Annotated in this window: 15 protein-coding genes; 13 read left to right on the top strand and 2 right to left on the bottom strand. The window is 56.4% G+C overall.

The genetic code is table 11. The features are described 5' to 3' along the window. Nucleotides 1-2: 2 nt before the first annotated feature. Both IEX36_RS16795 and IEX36_RS16800 read right to left on the bottom strand, forming a co-directional pair. Nucleotides 3-725, bottom strand: coding sequence for a hypothetical protein (locus tag IEX36_RS16795; RefSeq protein WP_229669090.1), 723 nt, complete (start codon nucleotides 723-725; stop codon nucleotides 3-5). A 115-nt stretch (nucleotides 726-840) separates the two neighbouring features. Further along, nucleotides 841-1,185: a hypothetical protein gene (locus IEX36_RS16800; RefSeq protein WP_188760734.1), complete on the bottom strand. Its 345-nt coding sequence runs from the start codon at nucleotides 1,183-1,185 to the stop codon at nucleotides 841-843. 417 nt (nucleotides 1,186-1,602) lie between these two features. Here IEX36_RS16800 and IEX36_RS16805 point away from each other — a divergent pair, with 417 nt between their 5' ends. The 13 genes from IEX36_RS16805 (at nucleotide 1,603) to IEX36_RS16870 (ending at nucleotide 25,947) form a co-directional block, all read left to right on the top strand. Then, nucleotides 1,603-2,121 carry a bactofilin family protein gene (locus tag IEX36_RS16805; RefSeq protein WP_188760735.1) on the top strand — a complete coding sequence of 173 codons (519 nt, stop codon included), beginning with the start codon at nucleotides 1,603-1,605 and terminating at the stop codon, nucleotides 2,119-2,121. Between the two features lie 429 nt (nucleotides 2,122-2,550). Continuing rightward, entirely contained in the window at nucleotides 2,551-4,164 is a 1,614-nt protein-coding gene (gene dacB / locus IEX36_RS16810; protein WP_188760736.1) for a D-alanyl-D-alanine carboxypeptidase/D-alanyl-D-alanine endopeptidase, read from the top strand. A 13-nt stretch (nucleotides 4,165-4,177) separates the two neighbouring features. Continuing rightward, entirely contained in the window at nucleotides 4,178-5,803 is a 1,626-nt protein-coding gene (locus IEX36_RS16815) for a D-alanyl-D-alanine carboxypeptidase/D-alanyl-D-alanine-endopeptidase (protein ID WP_188760737.1), read from the top strand. A gap of 636 nt (nucleotides 5,804-6,439) precedes the next feature. Next, on the top strand, nucleotides 6,440-8,890 hold the full coding sequence (locus IEX36_RS16825) for an MBG domain-containing protein (RefSeq protein WP_188760738.1): 2,451 nt from the start codon (nucleotides 6,440-6,442) through the stop codon (nucleotides 8,888-8,890). A 90-nt stretch (nucleotides 8,891-8,980) separates the two neighbouring features. Further along, nucleotides 8,981-9,538, top strand: coding sequence for a PEP-CTERM sorting domain-containing protein (locus tag IEX36_RS16830; protein WP_188760739.1), 558 nt, complete (start codon nucleotides 8,981-8,983; stop codon nucleotides 9,536-9,538). 943 nt (nucleotides 9,539-10,481) lie between these two features. Next, complete coding sequence (locus tag IEX36_RS16835; protein WP_188760740.1) at nucleotides 10,482-11,990, top strand: TolC family protein; 1,509 nt, start codon at nucleotides 10,482-10,484, stop codon at nucleotides 11,988-11,990. Between the two features lie 2 nt (nucleotides 11,991-11,992). After that, nucleotides 11,993-15,151 (top strand): efflux RND transporter permease subunit, encoded by a 3,159-nt coding sequence (locus IEX36_RS16840; RefSeq protein ID WP_188760741.1) that lies wholly within the window; start codon nucleotides 11,993-11,995, stop codon nucleotides 15,149-15,151. Between the two features lie 16 nt (nucleotides 15,152-15,167). After that, nucleotides 15,168-16,397 carry an efflux RND transporter periplasmic adaptor subunit gene (locus IEX36_RS16845; protein ID WP_188760742.1) on the top strand — a complete coding sequence of 410 codons (1,230 nt, stop codon included), beginning with the start codon at nucleotides 15,168-15,170 and terminating at the stop codon, nucleotides 16,395-16,397. A gap of 248 nt (nucleotides 16,398-16,645) precedes the next feature. Next, nucleotides 16,646-21,208 carry a beta strand repeat-containing protein gene (locus IEX36_RS17635; protein ID WP_188760743.1) on the top strand — a complete coding sequence of 1,521 codons (4,563 nt, stop codon included), beginning with the start codon at nucleotides 16,646-16,648 and terminating at the stop codon, nucleotides 21,206-21,208. Nucleotides 21,209-21,288: 80 nt separating this feature from the next. Beyond that, complete coding sequence (locus IEX36_RS16855) at nucleotides 21,289-21,876, top strand: hypothetical protein (RefSeq protein ID WP_188760744.1); 588 nt, start codon at nucleotides 21,289-21,291, stop codon at nucleotides 21,874-21,876. Nucleotides 21,877-22,661: 785 nt separating this feature from the next. Then, nucleotides 22,662-23,042, top strand: coding sequence for a hypothetical protein (locus IEX36_RS16860; protein ID WP_188760745.1), 381 nt, complete (start codon nucleotides 22,662-22,664; stop codon nucleotides 23,040-23,042). 343 nt (nucleotides 23,043-23,385) lie between these two features. After that, nucleotides 23,386-23,634, top strand: a complete 249-nt coding sequence (locus IEX36_RS16865; protein WP_188760746.1) for a KH domain-containing protein — start codon at nucleotides 23,386-23,388, stop codon at nucleotides 23,632-23,634. Nucleotides 23,635-23,754: 120 nt separating this feature from the next. Beyond that, nucleotides 23,755-25,947 carry a TonB-dependent receptor plug domain-containing protein gene (locus tag IEX36_RS16870; RefSeq protein ID WP_188760747.1) on the top strand — a complete coding sequence of 731 codons (2,193 nt, stop codon included), beginning with the start codon at nucleotides 23,755-23,757 and terminating at the stop codon, nucleotides 25,945-25,947. Nucleotides 25,948-26,094 lie beyond the last annotated feature (147 nt).

Consider the following 26,094-nt stretch of genomic DNA (forward strand, 5'->3'; position numbering starts at 1 on the left):
TCTCAGTTATCGTCTGAGTTGTCTCCTTCTTCGATGATCGAGGTTGACCCTAGGACGCTGTAAGTTGTCGCCTCGCCATCGGTGGGCTTCAGCGTTACCCGCACGGGCAGCCGTTGCCACACAGCCGGTTGGCAGACAGGCATGAAGTGATCTGTTTGTGGCCACTGGCCAATCAGTTTCTGCACAACGGCTCGCCGCGCGCCGACCTGGGCGACGACTGCATAAAGACCGCCCTTGGCTGTCGTCCCCACGCCACAGTATGCAGCATAGTCGCGATACCAGACCACGTCTGACACGGTTGAGTCGAAGTCTGGGAGATGCAGCGCGGTGATGTGGCCGGTCACCCGATCGACTGTCAGCCACGGTCCTGGCTGCCACATCCAGTGTGGGCTGCTGTCGGTGGGCAGGGCGTCATTGATGCGTAGCGCGCGGCGCACCGCAAAGGTGCGGTCGGTGATGTCGTGAACCTCGCCGGTGGTCCACTCCTTCAAACGATCATCAACGTACAGCGCGCGAACCCGCAAGCTAGAGGTCTCGTCGGCCTTACTGTCCGGCGTGGCATCGGTCGGCGTAAAGGCCACGTGGCGTACTGGTCCCAGTGTCACTGTGTGGACTTTGGGACCCGATGCAAAGACGATCAACGAGGATGGAAGCAACGAGAGAAAGAGCGCAACGCGAAGCTGCGATCTCCGAGCGAAGAGGGTGCCGGTGCAGAGAAAGGGCAAGTAGATGCTCGCTAGGATGAATGCTCGTCCCGCAACACTGGAACGAGCTTCGTCCGATTATACTCAGCGTGCAAGTCGAGGCGCCGTAGGGGACGAAAGTCCAAAAAGGCGGCTCTTAGTTCGACTCAGAAGCGACCTGTTTCTGGGCTGACTTTAAGGTCTCGCGTTGCTTCTCCAGATCGGCGTTTTGCGCTTCAACCTTTTTCCGTTCTGCTTCAAGGCGCTTATTCTCGGCATCCAGTTTCTGTGCTTCTTTAAGAAGCTCCTGGTTCTTTTTCAAAATGCCGCGCTGCACATCGAGTTGCTTCTGGAGCACCTTGTTCTGGCTGGAGAGATCTTCACGCAGCGCAGCAAAGTTGACCGAGGGGTCAGCAGCATTAGCGGGAAGAGCTGTAGCGCCAGTTGTCGCCGGAGCAGAGCTTACAAAAGAGTTGCTCTGGCAGATTGCTGGCATTGTCATAGACGCAGCTAGCAGGAGTGCACAAGTAGGAGAGAATCGCATCATTACACCTCGGCAAAAAGAAGTCTAAGTCGATTAGGCTTGCGGCAACGTTTCCGGGCCTGCGAGCTTCTAATTGCTGCAATGCTAATGCGCTGGCTACGAATTCGGTCAGCAACTATCGTCCCCGATGCCTGCCACTTTTGTGTCAAGTGGAAGAAAAGTAAGGGTCTCTGAAAGATTCTTCGCTCTTCATAGGAATTCCTGCCGAGGTACTGAAAAAGGTTCAAAAACTGTGGATTAGATTGTGGATTCGCGCCCGACACACGGCCTCCGCAGAGTAGTATCTTGGAAAGCAACAGTGCTGCCGTCGTGGCGGCGCGTCCGGCAGTACGCGGCGGGACAATTTTCTCAAGCAATGAAAGGAAAGCAACGAACATGTGGAAACCGAATCAGCCTGGTAGCAATACGCCCGCAACTCCCGAGCCGGTCCGTCCCTCGACCCCGGCGGCGGGATTTGAGACAAGCCCTGCGGCGCGTCCCTCTGTTGGCAGCGCCACCCCTGCGGTACCGACCGGCGAGCAAGCCACCATTGGCAAGTCCTTGATTGTGAAAGGTGAGCTGACAGGCTCCGAGTCTTTGTACATCGACGGTAAAGTAGAAGGCGCAATTAACCTCCCCGGCAACCGCGTCACTATTGGCCGCAACGGCCAAGTTGCGGCTAACATCGTCGCGCGCGAGATTGTCGTACTCGGCAAAGTGCGCGGAAACTGCCAGGCTAGTGATCGCGTCGACATTCGTAGCGAAGGATCGCTCACCGGCGATGTTATCGCTGCGCGCATCTCCATTGAAGATGGAGCTTTCTTCAAGGGTGGCATCGACATCCGCAAGCCCGGTTCTGAGTCAAAAGGCGGGTCGTCAACGCCCGTAGCTGAACCTGTTGCAGCCGAAGCATAAGCAGTACCATCATCAAAGCACAGCCCCGGCTTGCCGGGGCTGTGCTTTGTCTCTGCAAATCATTGCTATTCAATGGAGCCGAATCCAAGAGCCCGCTGAGTGTGGATGGCAGGTTGTCGTTCATGAAGGATGTCTGAGTTCTATTATCTTGTCAGACATTTCTTCCATTATTTTCCCCGCTATGCTAGACTTCCGGCTCACCAGAACTGACAGTCGCGCTGTTTTTATCGAAGTTGAGGGAGAACAGATGACGGTTACAGTTCTCCCGTCGGATCTTGATTGCGGACACCCACTCGAAAAACACCTTCTCCGGTGCTCGCCTCGACTTCTCGCGCCTATCAGTAAATAGGAGGAGGATACAGATGTAATCTAGCGTGGGTTGCGTGACAATCTACGGTATCCGTTCACATCATGAAAGCAATATCTCGCATGCAAGCGCGTTGCAAGCTGGTGGGTATGTTCTTCAGTTTTCTCTTTGCCCTTGGGGTTAGTATGGCCAGTTTTGGCCAAACCAATGTTGGCGACCTACCCAGCGAGATCCAGTCAATCATGGCAAAGCCTCGATACTCCGAGGCAACCTGGGCACTTCGCGTGGTGGACGTTAAGTCGGGGAAAGTGATCTACGACTTAAACTCACAGGAAAAACTGCTGACCGGTTCTGTTCGAAAACTTTACTCCGTTGCTGTAACTCTAAATCAACTTGGCACGGACTACCGATTCAAAACGCCTGTATTTCGGACCGGAGAAGTCGACGGGTCCGGCGATTTAAGAGGCGATTTGGTTCTGGTGGCAAAGGGAGACCTAACAATGGGTGGTCGGGACAACGGCGACGATACTCTTGCCATCACCGACTTTGACCATAATGACGCGAATGCTCTGGGAGGCGCGATTCTTACCGCTCCGGATCCTCTCGCGGGTCTCGACAAATTAGCCCAGCAGGTCGCCGCGTCCGGAATCACGAAAGTGTCAGGTGATGTCATTATCGACGACCGTCTTTTTGAGGCATTCAGAGTTCCCAATCAGAAGCTCTTGATCACGCCTATCGTCGTAAATGACAATCGCATCGATGTGACGGTTCTTCCGACCCAGCCTGGTGAATGGGCTCAGGTTGAATGGAGACCTCACACTGCAGCCTTCAATGTTATCTCGCAAGTGACCACTGTCGCTGCTGGAGGCAAAACCGATGTCACACTGATTCAAGTTAGTCCCAAGGAGGGAATTGTTAAAGGGCAAATCGCGATGGACTATGTTTCGCCTCTGCCCGGAGTGAAGACATTAGTGCAGACATTCAGACTGGACTACCCTGAACCTGCGCAAGACGCTGCTGCTTCCGACTATCCTGCCACTTTCGCGCGCACGACATTTATAGAGTCCCTGCAGAGGGCCGGGGTAAAGGTGAGAGGCCCGCTTGTTGGTCCGAATCCCTCCAATAAGCTCCCACCGCCGAACTCATACTGGGCGGATAGCCAGGTTGCCGAGTTAGTATCGGCGCCATATGCGCAATATTCGAAGCTCATTTTAAAAATCAGCCATAATCTCGGGGCCAATTTGAGCCTAATGCTCTTCGGACTCGCTCATGGCGTAAACACGATGCCCGATGCGCTTGAAGAGGAGCGGTCTACCTTAACTGGCCAATATGGATTGAATGGCGAGGGGTTTTATTTCCCGACGAACGGAAGCGGCAGCCCGGATAGCATGGCGTCGGCGGCCACAACCGTTGATTTGCTCACGTTCATGGCTGGCCAGCCAACGTTTCCTGCATATTTTGACGCGCTTCCGATCCTGGGCGTAGATGGCTCTCTTGCGGAAATAGGAATCGACAGTCCAGCCCGAGGAAAGGTATTCGCGAAGACCGGGACATTTCTTGATGGCGACAAAATCAAAGCGCAGGCGCTGGCTGGGTACATCGATACGCGCAGTGGCAGACGGTTGGCATATGCGTTGTTCGTGAACGACGCCGGAGAAATTACCGGCATCCCTGACGTGATTGATGTAATTCAAGATGAAGGCAAAATATCGACGATCATTCAGCAACTGAATTGAGACGGAGGCCTCCATGAATAATATTCGACGTAGTCTGTACGTCCTGGCAGTTTCTGTGCCGCTCTTGTATTCAGCTATAACGTCAGCCAGCGCCCAATCCTTTGCAGACGAGGCCAACGTTCCCTCCGACATCCGAGCCATCATCGACGGGCCGCGTTACAAAGGAGCCGTCTGGAGCCTCCGCGTAATTGATCTCGAAACCGGTCAGCCGTTGATCAATCTCGATCCACACCACCAATTCCTGATCGGATCGGTACGTAAGGTCTTTACGGTTGGGGAACTCATGAACGAGATAGGCCCCAGTCACACCTTCGATACTCCCATCTATCGCCGGGGCACGATAAGCGAAAAGGGCACCTTATACGGCGATCTTATCCTCGTCGCTTCGGGCGACCTCACCATGGGCGGTCGTACCAACCCAGACGGCACAGTCGCCATAACCGACTTTGATCACAACGAGGCAAATGCGCTAGGAAATGCCGAACTTACAAAACCCGATCCCTTAGCTGGATATGCCGCACTGGCCCATCAAATTGCAGCGAGTGGGATCAAACAGATAACCGGTGAAATTATCATCGACGATCGGCTATTTAAGCCCTACTACTTTCGCGAAGAATTTGATCTTAAGCCTATCTTCGTCAACGACGATGCGGTGGACTTGATAATCAATCCCTCGGATCCGGTGAATGTTGGAGAACTGGCTTCGCTCAAGCATCGTCCACATTCTGCTGCGCTGTCCGTCGATAATGCCGTTCGCATGACGGGCCCCGGTACGGATATCAACCTCGAACCCGGTCTTCCGCAATGTATTGGACAACCTAACTGCACGGCTACCCTCACGGGCGATCTTCCGATTGATTTCGTGCCTCTATTGACAGGCAGTTATCCTCTCATCCGCATATTCCGCATCGTCGACCCATCGAGCTATGCCCGCACTGTTCTCATTGAGAAACTCCGCGTTGCCGGTGTCGAGGTCGACGCCCCAATGGTTGAACCGAATCCCAGTCACCTTCTTCCCCCAAAGAATAGCTACGACCCAAACACGCGAGTAGCGGAGCTCAAGGGTCTTCCGTACTCCGAAGACGCCAGGCTCATCAATAAAATCAGCTACAACATCGGCGCCGATACCAGCCTTCTCCTATATGGCCTGACTCAAGGCGTCGATAACATGAAAGCTGCGCTTGGGGTAGAAAAGAAAAACCTACTGATGAATTACGGCATCAGACCCTCCGAATATTCCTTTGTCGACGGTAGCGGCGGCGGCGAGACTACTGCTGTAAGTCCAGCCGTCACTCACTTCCTTGCGGACATGTATCGTCGCCCCACCTTCCCTGACTACTTCGCCTCGTTTCCCATCCTTGGCGTTGACGGTTCTCTCGCGACCTTCACCGATTTCGAGTCCGATGAGACTCTTGCGCCCGCCAAGGGGCAAGTGCATGCCAAAACCGGTACGTTCATTCCACCTGGAGGATCGCTGATCAAAGGCCAAGCCTTTGCAGGCTACATTGATGCGAAAAGCGGGAGAAAGCTCGCCTATCTGTTAGTCGTTAACGACGCTCCATTCAAGACCATTGACGACGTCATACAGGTGATTCAGGACGAGAGCACGATCTCGGCAATCCTTTGGCGCGACAACTAGGCAAGCCGCCTAAATAGCAAGCATGCGCTCATGAAGAATCTTGAAGGAAAGTACGTGCTAATAACAGGATCGACGAGCGGCATTGGGCTCGGTATCGCCGAGGAATTGGCGAAAACAGGGCGCAATGGTCATTTTCAATGCGTTTTGGTGAGCCAAGCGCTATTGCCAGCTTGCAAAGAGAGAAGGTGTGCTCGCGAGGCTTTGCCGCCAGTAGTGCTCACCGGCGTGCGCTAGGTTTCATGAAGGCAAGGTGAGGATCGCGTAGCAACTCCCCATTTACATACTCGCTAAATCTGGAACCGGTTTTCCCGGCAAAGGTAGGCTCTCACCCGCACAACGGCCCAGTCCATGTGCATAAGGCCTCGATCAGGTCGTTCTCTGATTCCGGGGAGGGGCTTATATGACGAAGTGCGGCTTCACATCTAATAATCGTCAATAAAAATAAATTTTCATTGACAATACAACGCGCGATCTGCCATCTTGCTGTCTGTTCAAACAAGATGGTGAATTTCCGCTCTGTCACGGGTCATTCCTTCGCAAGGATGACGTGGGTTAGAAGCGGAGGTCCCGCTAGGTGAGCTATGCGAGACATCGGTAGCCGCTTGCTTTTCCGCAACAGAAATCAGGAGGACGTTGATGCGAAACATTTGGCGTAGGGGTGCAGCCATTCGAAATCTGGGCTTCGTCGCCCTTCTCTTCTGCACATTCCTACATATTGATCGGGCCTTCGGGCAGGCGACCAATCTCGTCGTCGACTCTCTGCAAGGCGAGGTCGACCAGAACGAAATCGACACCTACATCAGCTTCATGAACAACCCCGCAAATACAAACGCAACCCTCCCTACCAATGCGCTCGGCGACAACCTCGCCTTCGGCACGCCCGGCACCAATCTTGAAGGGCTCAATTACATGTACCGCATCGCCGGAGATCTGAACCTGACCACCGAGCAGATGCAGCTCATGGATCTTGCCATCACCTGGTCCGAGCGGTTCATCCTCCTGCGCAATGATCAGGCAATGGGACCGCACCAGGTCATGTGGACCGGCAATGTCGATCCCGTCTGGGTCACCTACGCCGCTACCAGCAGCGAGGCCGGATACGCCGGCTCGGAGAATGGAGATACGGCAGGTCACATTCTCTTCACCGCGCTCAACATTCTCGAAACGCCCTCCATCTGGAACCAGACAGTCCCCGATGGCGACCCTAACCATTTCGGAACCACTTATCTTCAGCGCGCCCAGACCTACATCAACATGATGGAGTACACCACGCAGAACTACTTCACCAAATACTTCATCAACCCCACCACCTACCAGATCGTTCCACCCACCTCTGCCGTCTGGGTCGCATTCAACGAGAACATGGATGCATGGAACCGTCAGTTCCTGCTGACCAACGATTATCTGCGTCTCGCGCAATGCCATGCCATTCTTGGCGATAATCCCACGTTGCAGGCCTTCTACACCAACATCGTCAAAACCTCAGCCGACGCCTTCATTGCCAATGCGCACCTCGTCACTGCATACGGCCAGGCAGCCTACGATTGGGGCTACGGCAACGAAGGCGACCTCCTCGGGCAAGTAACCGGCGAAAGCTCCAGCCATGCTTCTTACGACATGCAGGGCCTCGCTCGCGTCTTCGAGGCAGGTCCCGCATATACCTCCGCGACGCAGTCCGACATGCAGCGTTACGCCAACACAATCGAATACGTTCTCTTCAACTTTGCGGCTTACAACGCCAACCAGACCACCGCGTACTACAAGACCATCGATGCCGGCTTGCCGCCAGTTCCAGCCGGAACCGCAACGCAGGACTATCTCTATCCGCAGTTCTACTTCCTGACGCCATACAACACGCTCTTCTGGTCCCCTGCTGCATACGGCGCCGGAGTTCATAACAACTATCACAACAACCCCTACATGACTGCGGGCATTCTCTACTCCAAGCACTGGGTCTATAACCATCCTCAAGACCTCATCTCAGTCGCTTCCAACACCCAGACAGTCTCTGCTGGCGGTACGGCCACCTATACCGTGTCGACTACCTCCACCACACCGGTCGCACTCAGCGTGAGCGGCCTTCCTTCAGGAGACACTGCCTCGTTCGACAACGCATCAATCAGCTCAGGCACCACCGCAACCCTGACCGTCACTGCCGCGACCGGCAGCATCAACGGCAGTTCCCTTTTCACCCTCACTGGAAGCAACGGCAACGGAACTCAATCGCTGGGTCTTTCGATTGTCGTCACCGCTCCCGATTTCACCATCGGGCTCTCCAGCACCAGCACAGTCACGGCAGGAAACCCGGGAAGCTTCACCGTCACCATCACTCCACTCAACGGCTTCACCGGCAATGTCACGCTCAGCCCCGATACTCCGTTGCTCGAGCCAGGCACCAGCGTCACCTTCAACCCACCTGTCATTGCAATCAGCAGCGGAACAGGCGTCTCCAGTGTTGTCGCAGCCACATTGCCCACAACTCCCGGTGGAGAATGGCCCTTCGGTGTAATCGCGACCAGTGGCGCTACGTCGCATGAGGGCTATTCGCGGCTTACCGTAGAGGCCTCACAGCAAACCGTCAGCTTCCCATCCATCTCGAACGTGGTCTACGGAACCGCTCCGATTCATCTACAGGCAGCGGCAACCTCGAACCTGCCTGTCGCCTACACGGTTACTGGACCTGCAATCCTGACGGGCTCGCCTACGCTTCAAGGCCAAACCCTCACCATCACCGGTGCTGGCGTCGTTACTGTGACCGCTTCGCAGGCCGGCAGCAAATACGTTGCCGCGGCAACTCCAGTCGTACAAAGCTTCACGGTAGCGCCCGCAGTGCTCACCCTGGCTGCGCAGAATACGAGTATGCTCTACGGCTCTCCAGTGCCCGCACTCACAGCCAACATCACAGGCTACGTGAACGGCGATACATCAAGTGTTGTCTCCGGATCACCCGCCCTGAGCACGACAGCGACCAGCACTTCGCCACTCGGCACCTACCCGATCACCGTCTCTCAGGGAACACTGGCAGCGGCGAACTACACCTTCACCTTCGCCAATGGCGTCATCGACATCTACGGCGGCCGACGATAAAAGCGGCATCACTCGTCGCCCTGAACCAGTCGCATGAACCAGCCTGAAGCACAACGCGGATATACACGAGAAAGGAACCTTCAAATGAAAATGAACAAAGCACGAATCATCATTGCTCTCTTCGGCCTCTTCGCCGCACTCGCAATTGCGCCAATCGCGAGTGCGGACCCCGTATCAGTCTCCGGGTCCGGCACCTGGGACGCGGCCACTCCCACAACCGCATACAGCGTGGCCGGAGCAAGCTGGTATTTTTCTTTCAATCTACCCGACCCCATCGCCAGCAACCCATCCACGCAAGTCACCAATTTCACCTACGACCTCAACGGCTCTGAGGTCATCAACTCCATGCCTGGGGGCATACTCTTCTACTCGGTAGCGGATGGCGGAGGCTTCGATCTCTTCGTTCCAGTAGACAGCTCCTCGGGAGCCAGCATCATCAGTCTTTACTTTCCGGATGACGTAGGCAGTGACCTCTCACTCGCCTTCGGCAACTACAGTGCCGAAATCGGCCTTAATGACAGCCTCCTGCCCGGCTCCGGTGAAGGTAACGTGAATATCACACCTGAACCATCCAGCATTATTCTGTTAGGTACAGCGCTACTTATGGGGAGCGCGCTTATTTATCGATGTCGTACCATTAGAGCCTAGTTTTGAATAGAGCCAACGCGTGTCAGCTCTACTGCCCAATCATGGGGACACAAAATCAGAACGTCCAAACTAGCGTTCCCGCGTAATGGCCCTTTGTGGCCCCACAGTTGGCCCTATTGGGGCCTTCCTTATTCGCTAAGTTGTTGAGGTAAATGGTCGGGACGACTAGATTCGAACTAGCGACCTCACCCACCCCAATCCTCAACCTCACACATTTGGAATAATTTAGCAGCACTGAACAAATGGCTGCGACCAATGCGACATGAACGGCAACAGTGTTGGAAGTCGATCGATTCGAGCGCTGACTGGACGCAAATTCGAGTGCTGTGAATGTGAACTATGCTGTACCATGAGCGTCTAACTCCCTGGGAGCTTTCATACCTGCGAAAAGTCAATCCATTTTTCTGGTTGATGCTGGTAACGGCATTGATGCTGGCCGTGCCGCACCATTCGGCGCGCGGGGCATCGAGGCGCAGTGTGTCGGCTTCCAGGATGGCGGCGCCGGTTCGCGGTTTGTACCTGGCGCACTTCGACCGTCTGATGATCGGCAAGAAGAGCTTTCAGGGGGCAAATCAGCTTGAAGACGGCCTGCCTTCATCGTTGCATCGTCGTGTGCGACGGCCGGAGCTGGATGCTGCCAGAGCATGGTCGGCCCCTACTGTGGCTGAAACCGGCGTTCTATGCGGATTCACAGTTGACGTTCCTTCCTTAGCCTCAATTCGATTGCCGGGGCGCTCACCCCCTTCGTGTTGATCCTCTCTGAAGTTCAGAGCCAGTCTCATATCAATTCATAAGTGTGCTCGTAAGTGAATGCAGTCTGTGTCTCTATGAGAGATGCATGCACTGTTTACTCACATATAGCGCAGCTGTTTCTACGGGCTGGCAGGCGACGAGGTGATTTCCTCAATGCGAGGCCACAGGTACGCCCGAGGTACATCGGTTCGTGACGAACCACTTGCTGGAGGCTGAGATGCTGACCGAAAGCAGAAATAAGGTTTATTTAATTGGCCCCGCAGCGGTAATTGCGGCATTCCTATGCGCGGGTGCGGGTGCACAAATTGGAGCGCAGGCTGGAACGCCAGTGGCAGCCACGCAGGCGCGGCAGTTCACGGTGCAGGAGGCAGTAGACTATGCGCTTGCCCATTACCCCGCAGTGCGCGCCGCACTGGAGCAATACAACGCCGCACGGGCCGGAGTGGGTGTGATGGAGACGAACTACCTGCCGCGGCTTGACGGCGTATGGCAGGGCGACCGTGGCTCACGCGAGAGCGTTCTTGGTGTGCTGTTGCCGCAAAGCCCCAACATTCTTACAGGAACGCAGGGAAGCGTAACGCCACACTCGAACCGTCCTTTCTGGACATCGGGAGCGGGGCTCCTGCTTTCGTGGGAGCCGTTTGACTTCGGCTATCGCCACGCGCAGGTTGGCTCGGCGCAGGCGACGGCAAACCGGATGCAGGCGCAGGTGGAGCTGACGCGACTAGGGGTTGCCACTGCGGTGGCAGAGGCGTCGCTTGCCGTGCTCGCTGATGAGCAGCGTGTCAATGCATCGCTTGCGGATGTGAGCCGCCGCGAGGTGTTTGACAAGTCGGTTCACGCGCTGGTGGATGCGCACCTGCGTCCTGGTGCGGATGCTTCGCGTGCCGATGCGGAGTTGGCCGCGTCGCGCACGAGGCTTATAGAGGCGCAACAGAACAGCGAGGTTGGAAGCATTGCACTGGCGCAGGTGTTGGGGCTGGCGGGAACCACGGTGCAGATCACGCCTGGGCCGTTTTTGACGGTCCCACCGGAGCAGACCTGGACGCAGGCCAATTTGGCTGAGCACCCAGCGGCAGTTCTGCAGCAGCGGCAAATCGATGAGGTAAACGCACGCATCACTGCGCTGAATCATTCTTACTACCCACACTTTATGACAGAGAGTTTGATCTCGGCGCGTGGCAGCGGCGAGGAATCGAACGGCGATGTGAAACCGGGGCTGAACGGGCTGGGCTTTGATGTTTACAACTGGGAGGCTGGTCTAACCGTACAGCTTGATCTGACGAGCATCTTTGCTATTCACGAGCGCAAGAGGGTTGAGGTTGCCAACCGCAGACAGCAAGAGGCGCTCTATGCGCAGACCATGCAGGCGCTGACCAGCCAGCAGCAGACGGCGCTGGCGCAGCTCGATGGAGCGCGACGGGTTGCACAGAATACTCCTGTCGAGCTGACGGCGTCGCAGCAGAGCGAGTCTCAGGCGGTTGCGCGGTTCCATGCGGGTCTGGGGACGATTGTGGATGTAGCTGAAGCGCAGAGCCTGCTGGCGCAGGCGGAGATGGACGATTCACTTGCGCGCTTGAGCATCTGGCGGGCGCTGGCAGGACTAGCGGCAGCCGATGGCGATCTTACGCCATTCCTGGATGCCGCACGGAATGCGGCTCCTGCGCCTACTCCTGCTCCTGGTCATGGGGGGAACTGACTATGTGGCTGGTACATGCAGCTTTGCGGCGTCCCATTACTGTATTGGTGGCGGTGATCGCGGTCGCGCTGTGTTCGGTTCTGGCGCTGACGCGGATGCCGGTGGATATTTTCCCGAACCTGAATCTGCCTGTGATTTATGTTGCTCAGCCGTATGGCGGTATGAGCCCGGCGCAGATGGAGGGCTATCTCACCTATTACTACGAATCGAATTTTCTTTATATCTCTGGCCTGGAGAGCGTGGAGTCGAAGTCGGTGGAGAACTTCGCGCTGCTGAAGCTGTCGTTTCGTCCGGGTACAGACATGAACCAGGCGCTCTCACAGACTGTTGCGTACATTGAGCGTGCCCACGCCTACATGCCAGCAGGCACTGTACCGCCTTTTGTATTGCGGTTTGATGCAGGCAGCGTACCGGTGGGCTATGTGACGTTTTTTAGCAAGACACATAGTGTGGATGAGCTGCAGGACCTGGCACTGAATCGGGTGCGTCCACTGTTTACTACGCTTCCAGGTGTTTCCTCGCCGGCAACATTTGGCGGGAGCTCGCGCACGATTGTCATTAAAGTTGACCGCGACAAGCTGAACAGTTACAGGATGTCGACCGGAGAGGTGGTGAAGGCGCTGCTTTCGGGCAATGTGATTGCACCCTCGGGCGATGTGAAGGTGGGAGACCTGGATCGCATTACGCCGATGAATGGGGTGGTGTCTGACATTCGCAGCCTTGCCGATCTTCCTATCCGCACCGGCTCTGGGCCAACGGTATTTGTGCGTGATATTGGCACAGTCGAAGACGGCAGCGATCTTACGCTGGGCTATGCGCTCGTGAATGGGCGGCGCACGGTCTATCTACCTGTGACTAAGCGTGCTGACGCATCCACGCTGGACGTGGTGAATGAAGTAAAGGCCAGCATGGGCCGCTTTGCCAATGTTCTGCCGCCGGACGTTCAGGTGAGTTATGAGTTTGACCAGTCGGGACGGGTGCGCAGATCGCTGGCCTCACTTATCTGGGAGGGCGTGATTGGAGCGGTGTTGACCGGTCTAATGGTCTTCCTGTTTCTCCGCGAGTGGCGGAGCTCGTTCATTGTGGTTGCGTCCATTCCGTTTGCTCTGATCGCGGCAGTCGTGGGGCTATGGCTTGCCGGTCAGACGATCAACATCATGACGCTGAGCGGGCTTGCACTGGCTGTCGGCATTCTGGTGGATGAGGCAATGGTGGAAATCGAAAACATTCACCGCAACCTCCAGATTACGGACAATATACCCCAGGCGGTGTTGGATGGGACGCGCGAGACGATGATCCCACGACTGCTGGCAATGCTGTCTATCCTTGCGGTATTTGTGCCGTCCTTTCTGATGGTCGGCGTGACGCGTGCGTTATTTATACCGCTTTCGCTGGCGGTAGGCTTTACGATGCTTGCCTCTTACCTGCTCTCGAGCACGTTTGTTCCAGTGCTGTATATCTGGCTGAACCGGAGCATGCACCGCAGTGTGGAGGAGAGTACAGGACGCAGCCGTTTTGACCACTTCCGTGACCGCTACACGCATCTGGTCCAACGCTTGCTGGGACGCCGCAAGACAATTGTTGCAATCTACCTGGTTGGCGCGGCAGTGATTCTGGCACTGGCCATACCCAAACTGGGGAGGGAGATTTTCCCGCACGCTCCGGAGACGCAGTTCCAGCTTCGTCTGCGCGCGCCGGCCGGAACCCGCATTGAAGTTACAGAACAGATCGCGCTGAAGACACTGGATGAGATCAAGCGCATAGCGGGACCGGAGAATGTAGAGATCAGCCTGGGATATGTGGGCACCTATGCGCCGAGCTATCCGGTGAATCTGGTGTATCTGTGGACCAGCGGGCCCCAGGAGGCTGTGCTGCGTATTCAGCTCAGGAAGAGCGCGCGCATTCACATCCAGCAGCTTGAGGAAGAACTGCGGCCGGTGCTGGCGCGTGATTTTCCCGGAACAGCTGTGACATTTGAGTCCGCCGATATCGTGGACCAGATCATGGATTTTGGTTCTCCGACACCTATTGAAGTTGCTATACAGGGGTTCGACCTGTCTACGGATCACGCCTATGCGGAGCGGGTGAGAGCAGAGCTGGGGAAGCTCGATCATCTGCGCGACCTGCACTACGCCCAACCGCTTGAGTATCCCAGCCTGAACGTAGATATAGACCGCGTGCGCGCCGGGCAGCTTGGCCTGACTGTGGAAGATGTTGCGCGGTCGGTCGAAACAGCGACGTGGTCGAGCAGGTTTGTTTCCCGCAACTTCTGGCAGGACCCCTCAACTGGTGTCGGCTACCAGGTGCAGGTCGAGGTGCCGCAGGGCGAGATGAAGTCGATTGATGATCTGGCCAATGTCCCACTGATGAATGGCGGGTCCTCGAACCATCCCAACGTGGGAGATGTTGCAAATCTCTCGTATGGGCAGGTCACAGGTGAATTTGACCGATATGACATGCAGAGGATGATCTCACTCACGGCAAATGCTGTGGGTGAAGATCTGGGCAGCGCGGCCAGCCAGGTGGAGCAGGCGCTCCAGAGGGCTGGCGCTCCGCCGCGTGGCGTAGAGGTGCAGATCCGCGGACAGGTTACACCCCTGCGGCAGACGATGCATTATCTGACGCTGGGTTTGTTGATTGCCGTGGTCGCCATTTACCTGTTACTGGCGGCGAATTTCCAGTCACTGCGCCTGGCGCTGGTTTCGGTCTCAACCGCTCCGGCGGTGATCTGCGGCGTGGCGCTGATGCTGCTCATGACAGGCACCACGCTGAACCTGCAATCGTTCATGGGCGCGATCATGGCACTCGGCGTCTCCGTGGCCAACTCAATTCTGTTGGTGACGTTTGCTGAAGAGCACCGGCGCCAGGGAGATTTCTCATCCGTGGATGCGGCAGTGTTTGGCGGAGGGACGAGACTACGCCCCATTGTGATGACCAGCATCGCCATGATTGCCGGGATGGTCCCTATGGCTCTGGGGCTGAGCGAAGGAGGACGTCAGGTGGCGCCGCTGGGACGTGCCGTCATCGGCGGACTGATGGCTTCGACTATCGCAACACTGCTTATCCTGCCGGCGGTATATTCAGCGGCGCAGGAGCGCGCGTCGAAAGCCTCAGCCTCACTGGACGTGACCGATCAACATAGCCCTTATGCATCGCTGTGATTTTAGGAGAGTCATCATGCACGGAGAATACTTGATTCACCGCGATACACCACGGATGCCTGGATGGTCCGCGATGAGCATGCTGCTGGCGGCTGGAGCCATTGCGACCGGACTGGCTCTTAGCGGGTGCGACTCGCGGATGAGCGGCCCCCCAGCTTCGGCCGCAGCAGTCTCCAAGGTTACGCAACCGGTGCAAGTGGACACGGTGCGTGTCATTTCGAAGCGCCTGAATATGGAGATCAACCTGCCGGGTGAGTTGCAGCCGTATGAGGAGGTACGCATCTTTCCGCGTGTGAGCGGGTACCTGAAATGGATTGGTGTGGACCGTGGGTCGGTTGTAAAACAGGGCCAGCTTGTTGCGGTTCTGGAAGCTCCCGAGATTGTGGCCCAGAAAGCCGAGGCACAGGCCAAGGTGTTCAGCGCCGAGAACCAGCGCCTGGCGAGCGAGGCCAAGCTCTCCGCCGACGAGAGCACATATGAACGGCTCAAGGATGCTGCGAAGACCCCCGGTGTCATCTCCGATGAGGAGCTGGATGTTGCGCAGAGGACAGCCGAGGGCGACCGCGCGCGAGTGGTCGCCTTGCGCAATACGGTGGAAGCCGCCCGCGCCAATCTGCGCTCTGCGCTTGAAATGGAGAGCTACCTGCGTATCATCGCGCCATTTGATGGTGTTGTGACGAAACGGAATGTTCATCCCGGCGCGCTGGTGGGTCCCGGCGGAGGTTCCGGAACAGAGCAGTCGATGTTGCGCATCGAACAGATCGCGCATCTACGTCTGGTAGTGGCCGTCCCGGAGATTTATGTAGCTGGGGTAAAGCGAGGGGAGAAGGTCAGCTTTACTGTGCCTGCTTTCCCGGGCCGTACTTTCACAGGGGTAGTTGCGCGGCCGGCGGACTCGGTGGATGCGACGACGCGCACCATGCCAGTAGAGATGGACGTGTGGAACCGCGGCGGCGAGCTCCATTCAGGAATGTTCCCTGATGTGCGCTGGCCCGTGCATCGGCCTGAGCAGACGCTATTTGTTCCGCAAACAGCCGTGGCCCGCAATATGGAGCAGAGCTATGTACTATGTATCCGCGGTGGCAAGATTGAACAGGTGAGCGTTAAGACCGGTGGGACGGTGGGACGCCTGACCGAGGTCTTCGGCCAGCTTAATGCGGGAGATGAAGTGGCAGTGCATACGAGCGAAGACCTGCGTCCGGGCACTGCGGCGGTTGCTCATTTTGTGGCTGACGATGGGAAATAGGCATGGTAGGGCCACCATCAGGCGATAGCCATCAAGCTGGATATTGGCGACGTAAGCTCCTTGGGCAGGTGGGCATGCAAAAAATTGCATCATCGCTTAATTCAGTTGCTACAATAGCTTGCGCGTGGGTGGCGCGCCCGGTAGACGTATGACGCGGCGGCCGGATTTTCCACCGCTGTTCGGTGGCTTGACTTTCGATCTGTGTTGACTCCATGCGGCGCATTGCGCCCTGATTTTGGGAATTTACGATGACTCCCTGTTTCTGCTTTGGTTGGTTTGCTTCGTCATTCTGTTCGGTTCATCAAGCATTGCAAGGCGCATGGAAGCGCGGGCGCAATCCTGGCTGGCGATTGCGCGCGCGGCGTCTGGCGTGGCTGCCGATTCTGGCTGTGCTGTGTGGCGCACCTCTGGCCCATGCAACTACATTCACGGTGACTGCGAGCACGGATGCCGCGGCTACGACCACCTATCCCGGCGACGGTCCCGGTCAGGCAGGTGATTTGCGCCACGCGATTCTCAGTTCAGCATCTGGCGACACAATTGTGTTCAATTGTGGAAGCCCTTGTGTCGTTACGCTGAATGGCCCCTTGCCCCCAATTATGTCCAATTTAACCATCGATGGCGGCCTGCTGGGCAACACCATCATCGATGGGAACAGCCAGTATCGCGTCTTCTTTGTCGATATCGGTACGGTGATGCTTGAGAACTTAGTCATCCGCAATGGCCAGGCCCATGGTGGCAATGGCGGCGGAGGTCTTGCCTGCGGTGGTGGCGGAGCTGGGCTGGGAGGCGGCTTGTTTGTGAATGGAGTCACAGCAGCGGCTACCGTGACGGTGAGCAATGTGCTCTTCGAAGATGACAGTGCGGTGGGCGGGAACGGATGTGCGGCCTCGTCCAACATGGGCTCTGGCGGCGGAGGTGGTTTGGGCGGGAACGGGGGCAACGGCGGAATCATCTCCTCCTCCACCTATACCGACGGAGGCGGTGGTGGCGTGCTCGGTGCAGGCGCCGCTGGTGACGCCGTCGGCCTCAATGGATCTGCGGGAGGTGAGGGTGGCGGAGGCGGCAGCGACTCCAACGGAAATGTATCTTCTCTCGGCGGCCCGGGTGGAGCTGGATACGGAACGAATGCGACAGGGGGAATCGGCGCCTCGCAGGGAGGCAATGGAGGCTTCGGCGGTGGCGGTGGCGCAGCCATTACATTCGCCGGCATTGGAGGCTTCGGAGGCGGCGGTGGCGGTGGCGAAGAGTTGGGCGGTAACGGCGGGGCCGGCGGTGGTGGCGGAGGTTCCACCGCCGGTGGCACAGCTGGCGTGGGCGGTGTACTCGCAGGAGCGCTCAAGGGAGGGAATGGTTCAATAGCTCCTGGCAGTAGCGGTGGTGGCGCGGCCGGTGGTCCGGATATCTTTGTCAATCAGGGCACTCTCATTATCGAGAACAGCAACAGCCAGGGCGCCAGCGCGACCGGCGGAATAGGTGGAAGCGGCGCGGGCAATGGAGGCGCCGACGCGACGCCAGTTTTCAACTACGCGGGAACGGTTGACGGCTCGAGCACAAAAGGCCCGATTGCCAATGCTCTGCCTTACCCCATTCCTTCCTTCGTGGTGGAGACAACGTTGGACGATGCACTGGGTGTTGCGGGTGACTGTCCGGTGGGCGGCGGAGGAACGAGCTGCACGTTGCGCGATGCACTGGCGGCCTCGAATGCAAACGGAGGGAAGATTACGTTTGACAGCACGGTGTTTAAGACCACGAACACTGCAGCCCAGAACACGATTACGCTTTCGAGCGGGCTGATCGTTCCCGCGAGTACGACCATCGAGGGTTTGACGAGTGGCAGCGGTGCGACGCTGACAGACCTGGTGACGGTCTCGGGTGGTGGCTCAGGGAGCAACTTCTCGATCTTCACGGTGAACGGTGGAGTTACAGGAGCGGCGATCGCGAACCTGATTATCACCAATGGATATGTGGCCACACAGGGCGGCGGCATCCTGAACAATGGCTCGCTCACCGTGAGCAACTGCACCTTCAACAACAACTATGCGGGTGGCTATGTCACCGGCGGCGGAAATGGAGGCGGCGCGATCTATAACACCGGGACGCTGACCATCACGGGCAGCACGTTCGCGGGCAACACGTCCGCGCCAGGGGGCGCCATTGCTCTCACCGGTGGAACAGCGGTCGTATCGAACAGCACGTTCTCCGGCAACGCAGCTCTATCGTCCTACGCGGGTGGCGCAGTCTTTATTAACACTGGCGCTACGCTGACGGTCTCCGATAGCACTTTCTCCGGAAATTCCGGCGACGGAGGAGGGGCCATTATGGATTACGGCACGCTGACGATGAATAACAGCATCGTCGCTAACAACAGCGGCGATGGTCTCTACAGCAGCGGAACGTTGACGATGAGCAATAGCGTGCTCGCTGCCAACTCCGGAGGTGACTGCGTCGTTGGAAGCGGAAGCTGTCCGACGAACGGCACGAACGGCAATATCGTGGGTGTCAGCAGCGTCAATCTCGCTCCTCTTGGCGACTACGGCGGGCCGACGCTGACGATGATTCCGCTGCCCGGCAGTCCGGCGATTTGCGCAGGCCTCACGAGCGGCATTCCTGCGGGTGCCACTGACCAGCGCGGCTTCCCGCGTACGAACACTACCTATACCGGTTATTCTTCGAGCACACCCTGTGTTGACATGGGCGCGGTGCAGACCAACTACCAGTCCATACAGTTCAACGACACAACCTTTACGGCACTGCAAGGCTCGGCGGTCAGCTCGCCTGCGGTTCCGGTGGTGAGTGTTACGGAGAACGGGCAAAACCTAGGCGGCGTGCCAGTAATGCTGAGCGTAACCAGCGGGACCGCGAGCAATGTGACGGGACTTGGGCCGGTGACGACTGTGACCGGGACCGGTGCGACCTTTGGCTCCCTGAAGGCCACTGCGGGAGGCAGCTATACGTTGGGCGCGACGCTCAATCTTGTGGGATCTGATTCGATCACTACAGGTTCTGGGGCTGACCTGAGCGTCACGTCTCTGTTACCGACGGTGACTGCAGTGGCCCCCGATAATGGCCCGGCTGCTGGTGGAACAGCGGTAACGATTACGGGAACGAACTTCACGGGAGCAACGAGCATCAACTTCGGCAGCACACCGGCAGCGAGCTTCACGGTGGTGAGCGCGGCACAGATCGTAGCTGTATCTCCTGTGTCGACGAGCGCGAGTACGGTGGACATAGTGGTGACGACGGCGCAGGGAACGAGCGGAACGGGCGCATCGGACCAGTTCACCTATACGGCGGTGACACCGACGGTGAATACCTGGCCCACGGCGAGCGCGATTGCGTACGGTCAGACGCTGGTTTCGTCGACACTCTCCGGCGGGTCTGTATCGTACAACGGAGGCACGGTGGCGGGCAGCTTCGCGTGGACAACGCCGACAACTGCGCCGGTGGCGGGCACGCAGACGGAGTCTGTCACCTTTACGCCTGCGAACACGACGGATTACTACGCAGTCACCGGAACGGTCACAGTTACGGTGACGCAAGCTATGCCTACGGTGACCTGGTCTGCGCCGACATCGATCAGCTACGGGACGGCGCTGAGTGCGGCGCAGTTGAATGCGACGGCAAGCTACAACGGTGCGGCGGTGGCGGGCGCGTTCAACTACAGTCCTGCCGCAGGCACAGTGTTGTCGGCCGGTTCACACACGCTTTCGGTTAGCTTCATTCCGACGGACACGACGGACTATGCGACGCCGCAGCCGGTGGCTGTCGCTCTTAATGTGACCGGTGGCGAGTTGTTGGTGGTAGCGAATAATGCGAGCCGGGTGTATGGGGCGGGGAATCCTGTCTTTACAGGTGCGGTGACGGGTGCGGCGAATGGCGACACGTTTACGGAGAGCTACACGACCACGGCGACGCAGAGCTCGGGTATTGGCAGCTACGCGATTGTCCCCAGTGTGACGGGTGCGAACTTGAGCGACTACACGGTGAGTGCGACGAACGGCACGTTGACCATTACGCAGGCGTCGTCTGCCACTGTGCTGACGGCGGGCGCCAGCTCGGCTGCGCCAGGACAGCCTGTAACGCTGACAGCTACGGTGAAGGATGCAAGTGCGAATAGTACAGGAACGCCGAGCGGTGCGGTGACGTTCTTTGACGGCACGACGCAGTTGGGCGCGGCGACGCTGAGCGGAGGGGTGGCTGTGTACTCGACCACCGCGCTGGTGTCGGGAACCCATACGCTGGCTGCGGTCTATAGCGGGGATGCGAACTTTACCGGCTCGAATGCGAGCCTCGCGTCTGGGGTGGTGATTACGCCGCTCGACTTCACGTTGGGACTGAGTGGAATAGGCAGCCAGACGGTGGCTCCTGGAGGCACGGCAAGCTACAGCTTCCAGATTGCTCCTCTGTACGGCAGCTATCCGGCGGCGGTGAGCTTCAGCGTGACGGGGCTTCCGGCCGGAGCGACGGCGACGTTCTCGCCGCAGAGCATCGCGGCCAATGGAGGAAGGCAGACGGTGACGATGACAATCCAGACCGCTGCTGCGACGGCGAAGGTGGAGGGCCATGGCAGAGGCTATCTGCTTGCGCTGCTGGTGGTGCCGATGCTGGGCCTGCGACGACGAGGACGGATGCGGCTGGTCTGCGTGCTCTTCATGGTGTTGGGCGGCGCGGCTGCACTTACCACGCTGACGGGCTGCGGTGCAGGGGATGGCTTTTTCACGCAGCCGCAGCAGAGCTATGCCGTGACCGTGACCGCTGCCAGCGGGCAGGCGCAACACTCTGCGACGGCAACGCTGATCGTCGAGTAGAACCATGAGCAGCACGGCTGAAGCCCAACTCGCGGACGGCTGTCACTGCAAGGGATTTTTAAAAAGGAGTGGATGGAAGGGTGAAGATCTGGACTGGATTAGTCGTGGTATCGCTGCTTGGCGTGGCGGTTGGAGCGGGAGCACAGAGCAAGCCTGCGTCGGCGAACGGCGTCATCAGCGCGTCGGTAAGCTACAACGCGATGCATGCAGGAGGGGGGGCCGGCTCAAGCAGCTTCTGGACGCAAGGCGGAGGGGCCGAGGTTGCCGGCACGCTCGCCGACGGCTTCGGCGCAGTCGCGAACGTCACCGGATTGCACACGGCTAATGCCGGGCATGGTGTTCCGGTGAACTTGGTTGCAGCGACCTTCGGACCGCGCTATACGTGGGTTCCGCGAAGACAATCGTCACGCAGTGTGGCGATCTTTGCGCAAGGGCTTGTAGGTGAAGCGCATGGCTTCCATGGGCTGTTTCCGGCACCGGGAGAATCGATCACTTCGGCCAGTGGCTTGGCGGTCAATCTGGGCGGTGGCGTCGATTTGAGCATTAGGCGTCATCTTGCGCTGCGCGTGATCGAAGCCAGCTGGTTGCGTACGCAACTGCCTAACTCCGGCTCGAATGTGCAAAACAATCTTCTGCTCGGCGCTGGCATCGTCTTCCGCTCCAGGTAGTAAGCATTGGAGTGCCCAGCAAATTCTGTACCAACGGGAGTGAGACAACTGGTACGGAAGGAGCATGGTATGGGGAGAACGAAGAAGTACAGCCTGAGCAGATCGTCAAAAGGGCAAATCTGAAGAATGGTCGGGACGACTAGATTCGAACTAGCGACCTCACCCACCCCAATCCTCGTTTTGACACAATTTGAGTAACTTAGAAGCACAAGACAAAGCGCAAAAAGAGCGGAAAAGAATCCGACGAAACACTTATTGGACCCAAATTGGACCCGCAGATGGACCCACGCTGACGGTTCGCGATTATTAACGCGACACGAACGGCAACCAGCATGGGTGTCCTCCACACCAAAAGCCAAGACGGCTTTGGTCAGTGGTTTTAAGGTTCTCGCATCTGGAATTGCTTTTAAATTCGGGGCTGGGTACTGTGGCTTGAATGCGGCGCTGTTTGCGATTTCTTGTTTCACGATTCCTCAATCATGATCTGTATGAATTCCGGTTCGTTTTAGGGAGTTGGAACAGATTCAATTCCTGCTTGGCCACGTGTCCGTGCTGACCACCGAGAGGTATCTGGGCTGCAAGCAGAATCTGGAGAAGCCCGTCAATGATCGGTTCGGTTGTCTCTTCTCTCGGCCGGCCGTGGATTTACGGTAAGCCCTGATACCTCCAGTTGACCTCCAACTGCCCTTATGACTGTCATTCACGAGGCGGCGACTGATCGCTTCGCTGAGCAGGCGGGTGGCTGACGGATCAACGGGCTCTCGCAAACGCGAAAAAGCAGTTCTATGAAGTTGAGAGAAATCCCTGGGACCAAGCTCGGCGAGCCACTCGTGCTCGATCTCGGAGGGCACCTTCAGGGCCTTGGCCCAGGCGGCGTGGCTGTGCTTGGTGACTTGCTTTGGATAAAGCCTTCCTCCGATATGCCGATAAAGAAGCAGGAGACGAGTCCAATGATTCGGAGAATTCATGCGCAACAGGCGTTGGCTGATTCTGGTGCGAAATTTGTCACTGGGGCAATCAATGGCCTTCTGATTTCCATTGCCCTTTGGACATTGCTCGCAATGGGTTTCTATGCGATCCATGTGGCATTTGTGGCGCACATCAACTGGACGCCCAGATCCGGGCTGTGGTCAATAATAGCAATAGCGCGCTTGCTCCACAAGTAGTGGATTATCACGAGGCGTCTGCGCATTTGGATTCGATGACCTCGATTGGGTTCGAGCTATTGAGCTGGATCCTCGCACACCATCGCTTCTATTCACCCATTTACCAGCTTCTGCCGACTGTTGATAGTGATTATAGGACAATGAACCCACTGATCAGCGGTTGCGGTTCTGACCACGAGATTCACCATGTAGTTGCATAGTCCGTAGGAAATGCTGGATTATGTTGGTCCACGCGGAGCCTGCATGATCACGATCCTGAAGGGCCTCTTTTCCGTGAGATTCCATCGCACCAAGAAAAAGCCGCTCATTTGTATGGTGAAGCCAGAGAATTACAATCTAAGCAATGACAGGTCCCGAGCATATTCAATCCTTGGTCGCCCGCATCGCGCAGAGTTTAGTGGATGATTCTCAAGCGGTAATCGTCGAAGCTGTAAAGCACGATCATGGGACACTCTTGCGTATCACTGTCGCTCCAGGCGATATAGGCAAGCTCATCGGAAGACAAGGCCGCACAGCAAACTCCTTGCGCATCATTCTTGGAGGGATGAGCAACAAGATGAAGCATACATTTTTGCTTGACATTGGCTCATGAGGGGCACGCATCTGACAATTGTATTTCGCAGCACGCACGATTAATCCATCTCCCACGTCTCACGAACTTGACATTATTGCCGATTTAACTTCCAAGCAAAAAGTGCTTGGGAGGCTTCCGGTGAAGAGACATGAGGGCGCTGTATTCGAATTGATAACGCTTGGAATTATGATAACCACTCTGAGCGGATCAGCTAATTTACTGGCACAGTCATCCTCTAAAGCATTAGTTGCTAAAGTCAGCTCTGCATCATCACTTCCTCCTGATCTCCCAGAGTTCAGTGGGAACGGATCTCCTACATCCGTTCCACCTATGCCGCAATCGAAGTTGATGCTTTTACAGCAAGTAGAGGTCGTGACCGAAGACAGCAAGCCTCAGATCAACCCTGATGATGGGTTAAGCCGTTTGATCAAGAGTAATGACATCAAAGTGACGGCAGGGGCATACAACGACATACCCCGTTTCCTGCAGACGTTGCCGGGAGTGGTCTTCACCAACGATTCCCGTAACACCTATCTAGTTCATGGCGGAAACGACACAGAGAACCTGTACGTAATTGATGGGGTCGAAATCCCCAATATTAACAATATCAGTACGGCCGTATCTTCTGGAGGGTTTGTTTCGATCGTCGACACTGATGCGGTGTCGTCAATCAGATTTCATGATCAACTCTACGGTTCCGAATATTCTGGAACACTGTCCTCCGTCCTAGATATCAATACTGTAGCTCCCGAGGACACTCAGAGACATGGAGAAGTTTCTATGGGATACGCCGGCACAGGATTTGTGTTGGAGCAGCCAATAGGGAGCAGGATCGAAACGATGACCCAGTTCCGGCATAGCATCCTGAACTACTTCACAAATGATATCGGAATTGATGGGGTCCCTAAATACGAGAATTTGCTTTCGACGGCAACGGTTACCCTGACAGAACATGACAGCATCAAATCGCTATTCCTGCTCTCTAACGATAGCTTGAATATTCAACCGAACACGCTCGACTCTCAAGATCCTGGGCTTGTGAACACAGATTATCGAGGTAGGCGCAGCACAGGCGCAGTGACTTGGCGCCATACTGTTCCAGCCGGTGGAAATGATTTGCAATTAAACTATTCCAGCGTAACCACCAATACATTACAGACCGATGCCTACCATCAAAGAGGTTCTGTGTACAGCGATCGCTTGAATGAGATTCCTGTGACAGCGCGGTATGATGTTTATCGCCAATATGGGTCCTATAACTTTCAGGCAGGAGCAACCGCGAACATACATGCAATCAACTACATTATCAACCAAGCATCTGGCTATCCAAGCCCCTATAGTCTCAATCCTGCGCCTGTCGATAACTCCAATGTCTCGGTATCCATGTTGCCGAGAAACTATGCGGCTTACGGGGAGGGCGGAGCAAACTGGTTCAATGCAATCCAGATACGAGGAGGGATACGCTATGAGCATTGGGGGATTAACGATTCGTCTGCTTGGATGCCTCGGGCAGATATCAGACTCCGTGCTGACGAACACTTTTCACTGTTTGGAGGTGTAGCGAGCTATAGTCAGATGCCCTCTCTTCCCACGATGCTCGGCATCGCTCAAAATATTGCGCTTAAACCGGTCAGAGATGTCCAGAGTGAGTTTGGAATGATCTTCTCCGACGATTTTGGGGATCAGTTGGGTTTCACCTTCTACACACGTAAATATACGAAGTATCCAGTTTCCACCCAGTTCCCATCACTCAGTCTAGCTGATATCGTCGATCCCTTTGGGCTTCCGAACTTGTATATGCCGATGGTGAGCCTAGGTGAAAACAAGATCTCAGAAGGTCAAATGAGTATAACCACGAACCCAAAGAGGCGCGTCTCTGCCCAGGCAAACCTCACGGAACAAGCGGCTCTACTTAAAGCGCTAGATGGTATTTTTCGTCTTGGCAACTATGAAGAAAGGACACTTGCAAACGTTACTGGGACGTTTCGAATTAGTCGGCGGCAAACACTGACTGGACGATATAGCTATCACTCAGGAACACCATATACGCCATTTTTGCAAAACGAATCCGAACTACAGCAGCGTGAGATCTACGATCTTGCCAATATTAACTCCCTGTACGGCAGCAAGTACGAGCGAGTTGATGTCCACTACGAGATCAACATTCCGCTCTGGGAGAATAATCTAAAGATCTACGGTGGCGTTGACAATCTGCTAAATCGAAAGAACTATTATCAATATGTGTTACTTCCGCAATGTTATTCGTGCGGACCTTATGAGCTGACGCAGATGGGCATCTATCCAGATGGTGGAGTTGTTTGGAGTTTCTAAGAAATTGCGGTTCGGTTGACTGATTGAATCCCGGACGATGGTAATCAAATGTGGTTGCTTTGCCGAGAGTAACGCAGGTGGTACCTAAAACACATTGGAGAGCATGAGCGCTGAGGCTAAAGTGATCGGTCTGTGCCGGAAGTTAGC

It is taken from the genome of Edaphobacter acidisoli (assembly GCF_014642855.1).
Taxonomy (GTDB): domain Bacteria; phylum Acidobacteriota; class Terriglobia; order Terriglobales; family Acidobacteriaceae; genus Edaphobacter; species Edaphobacter acidisoli.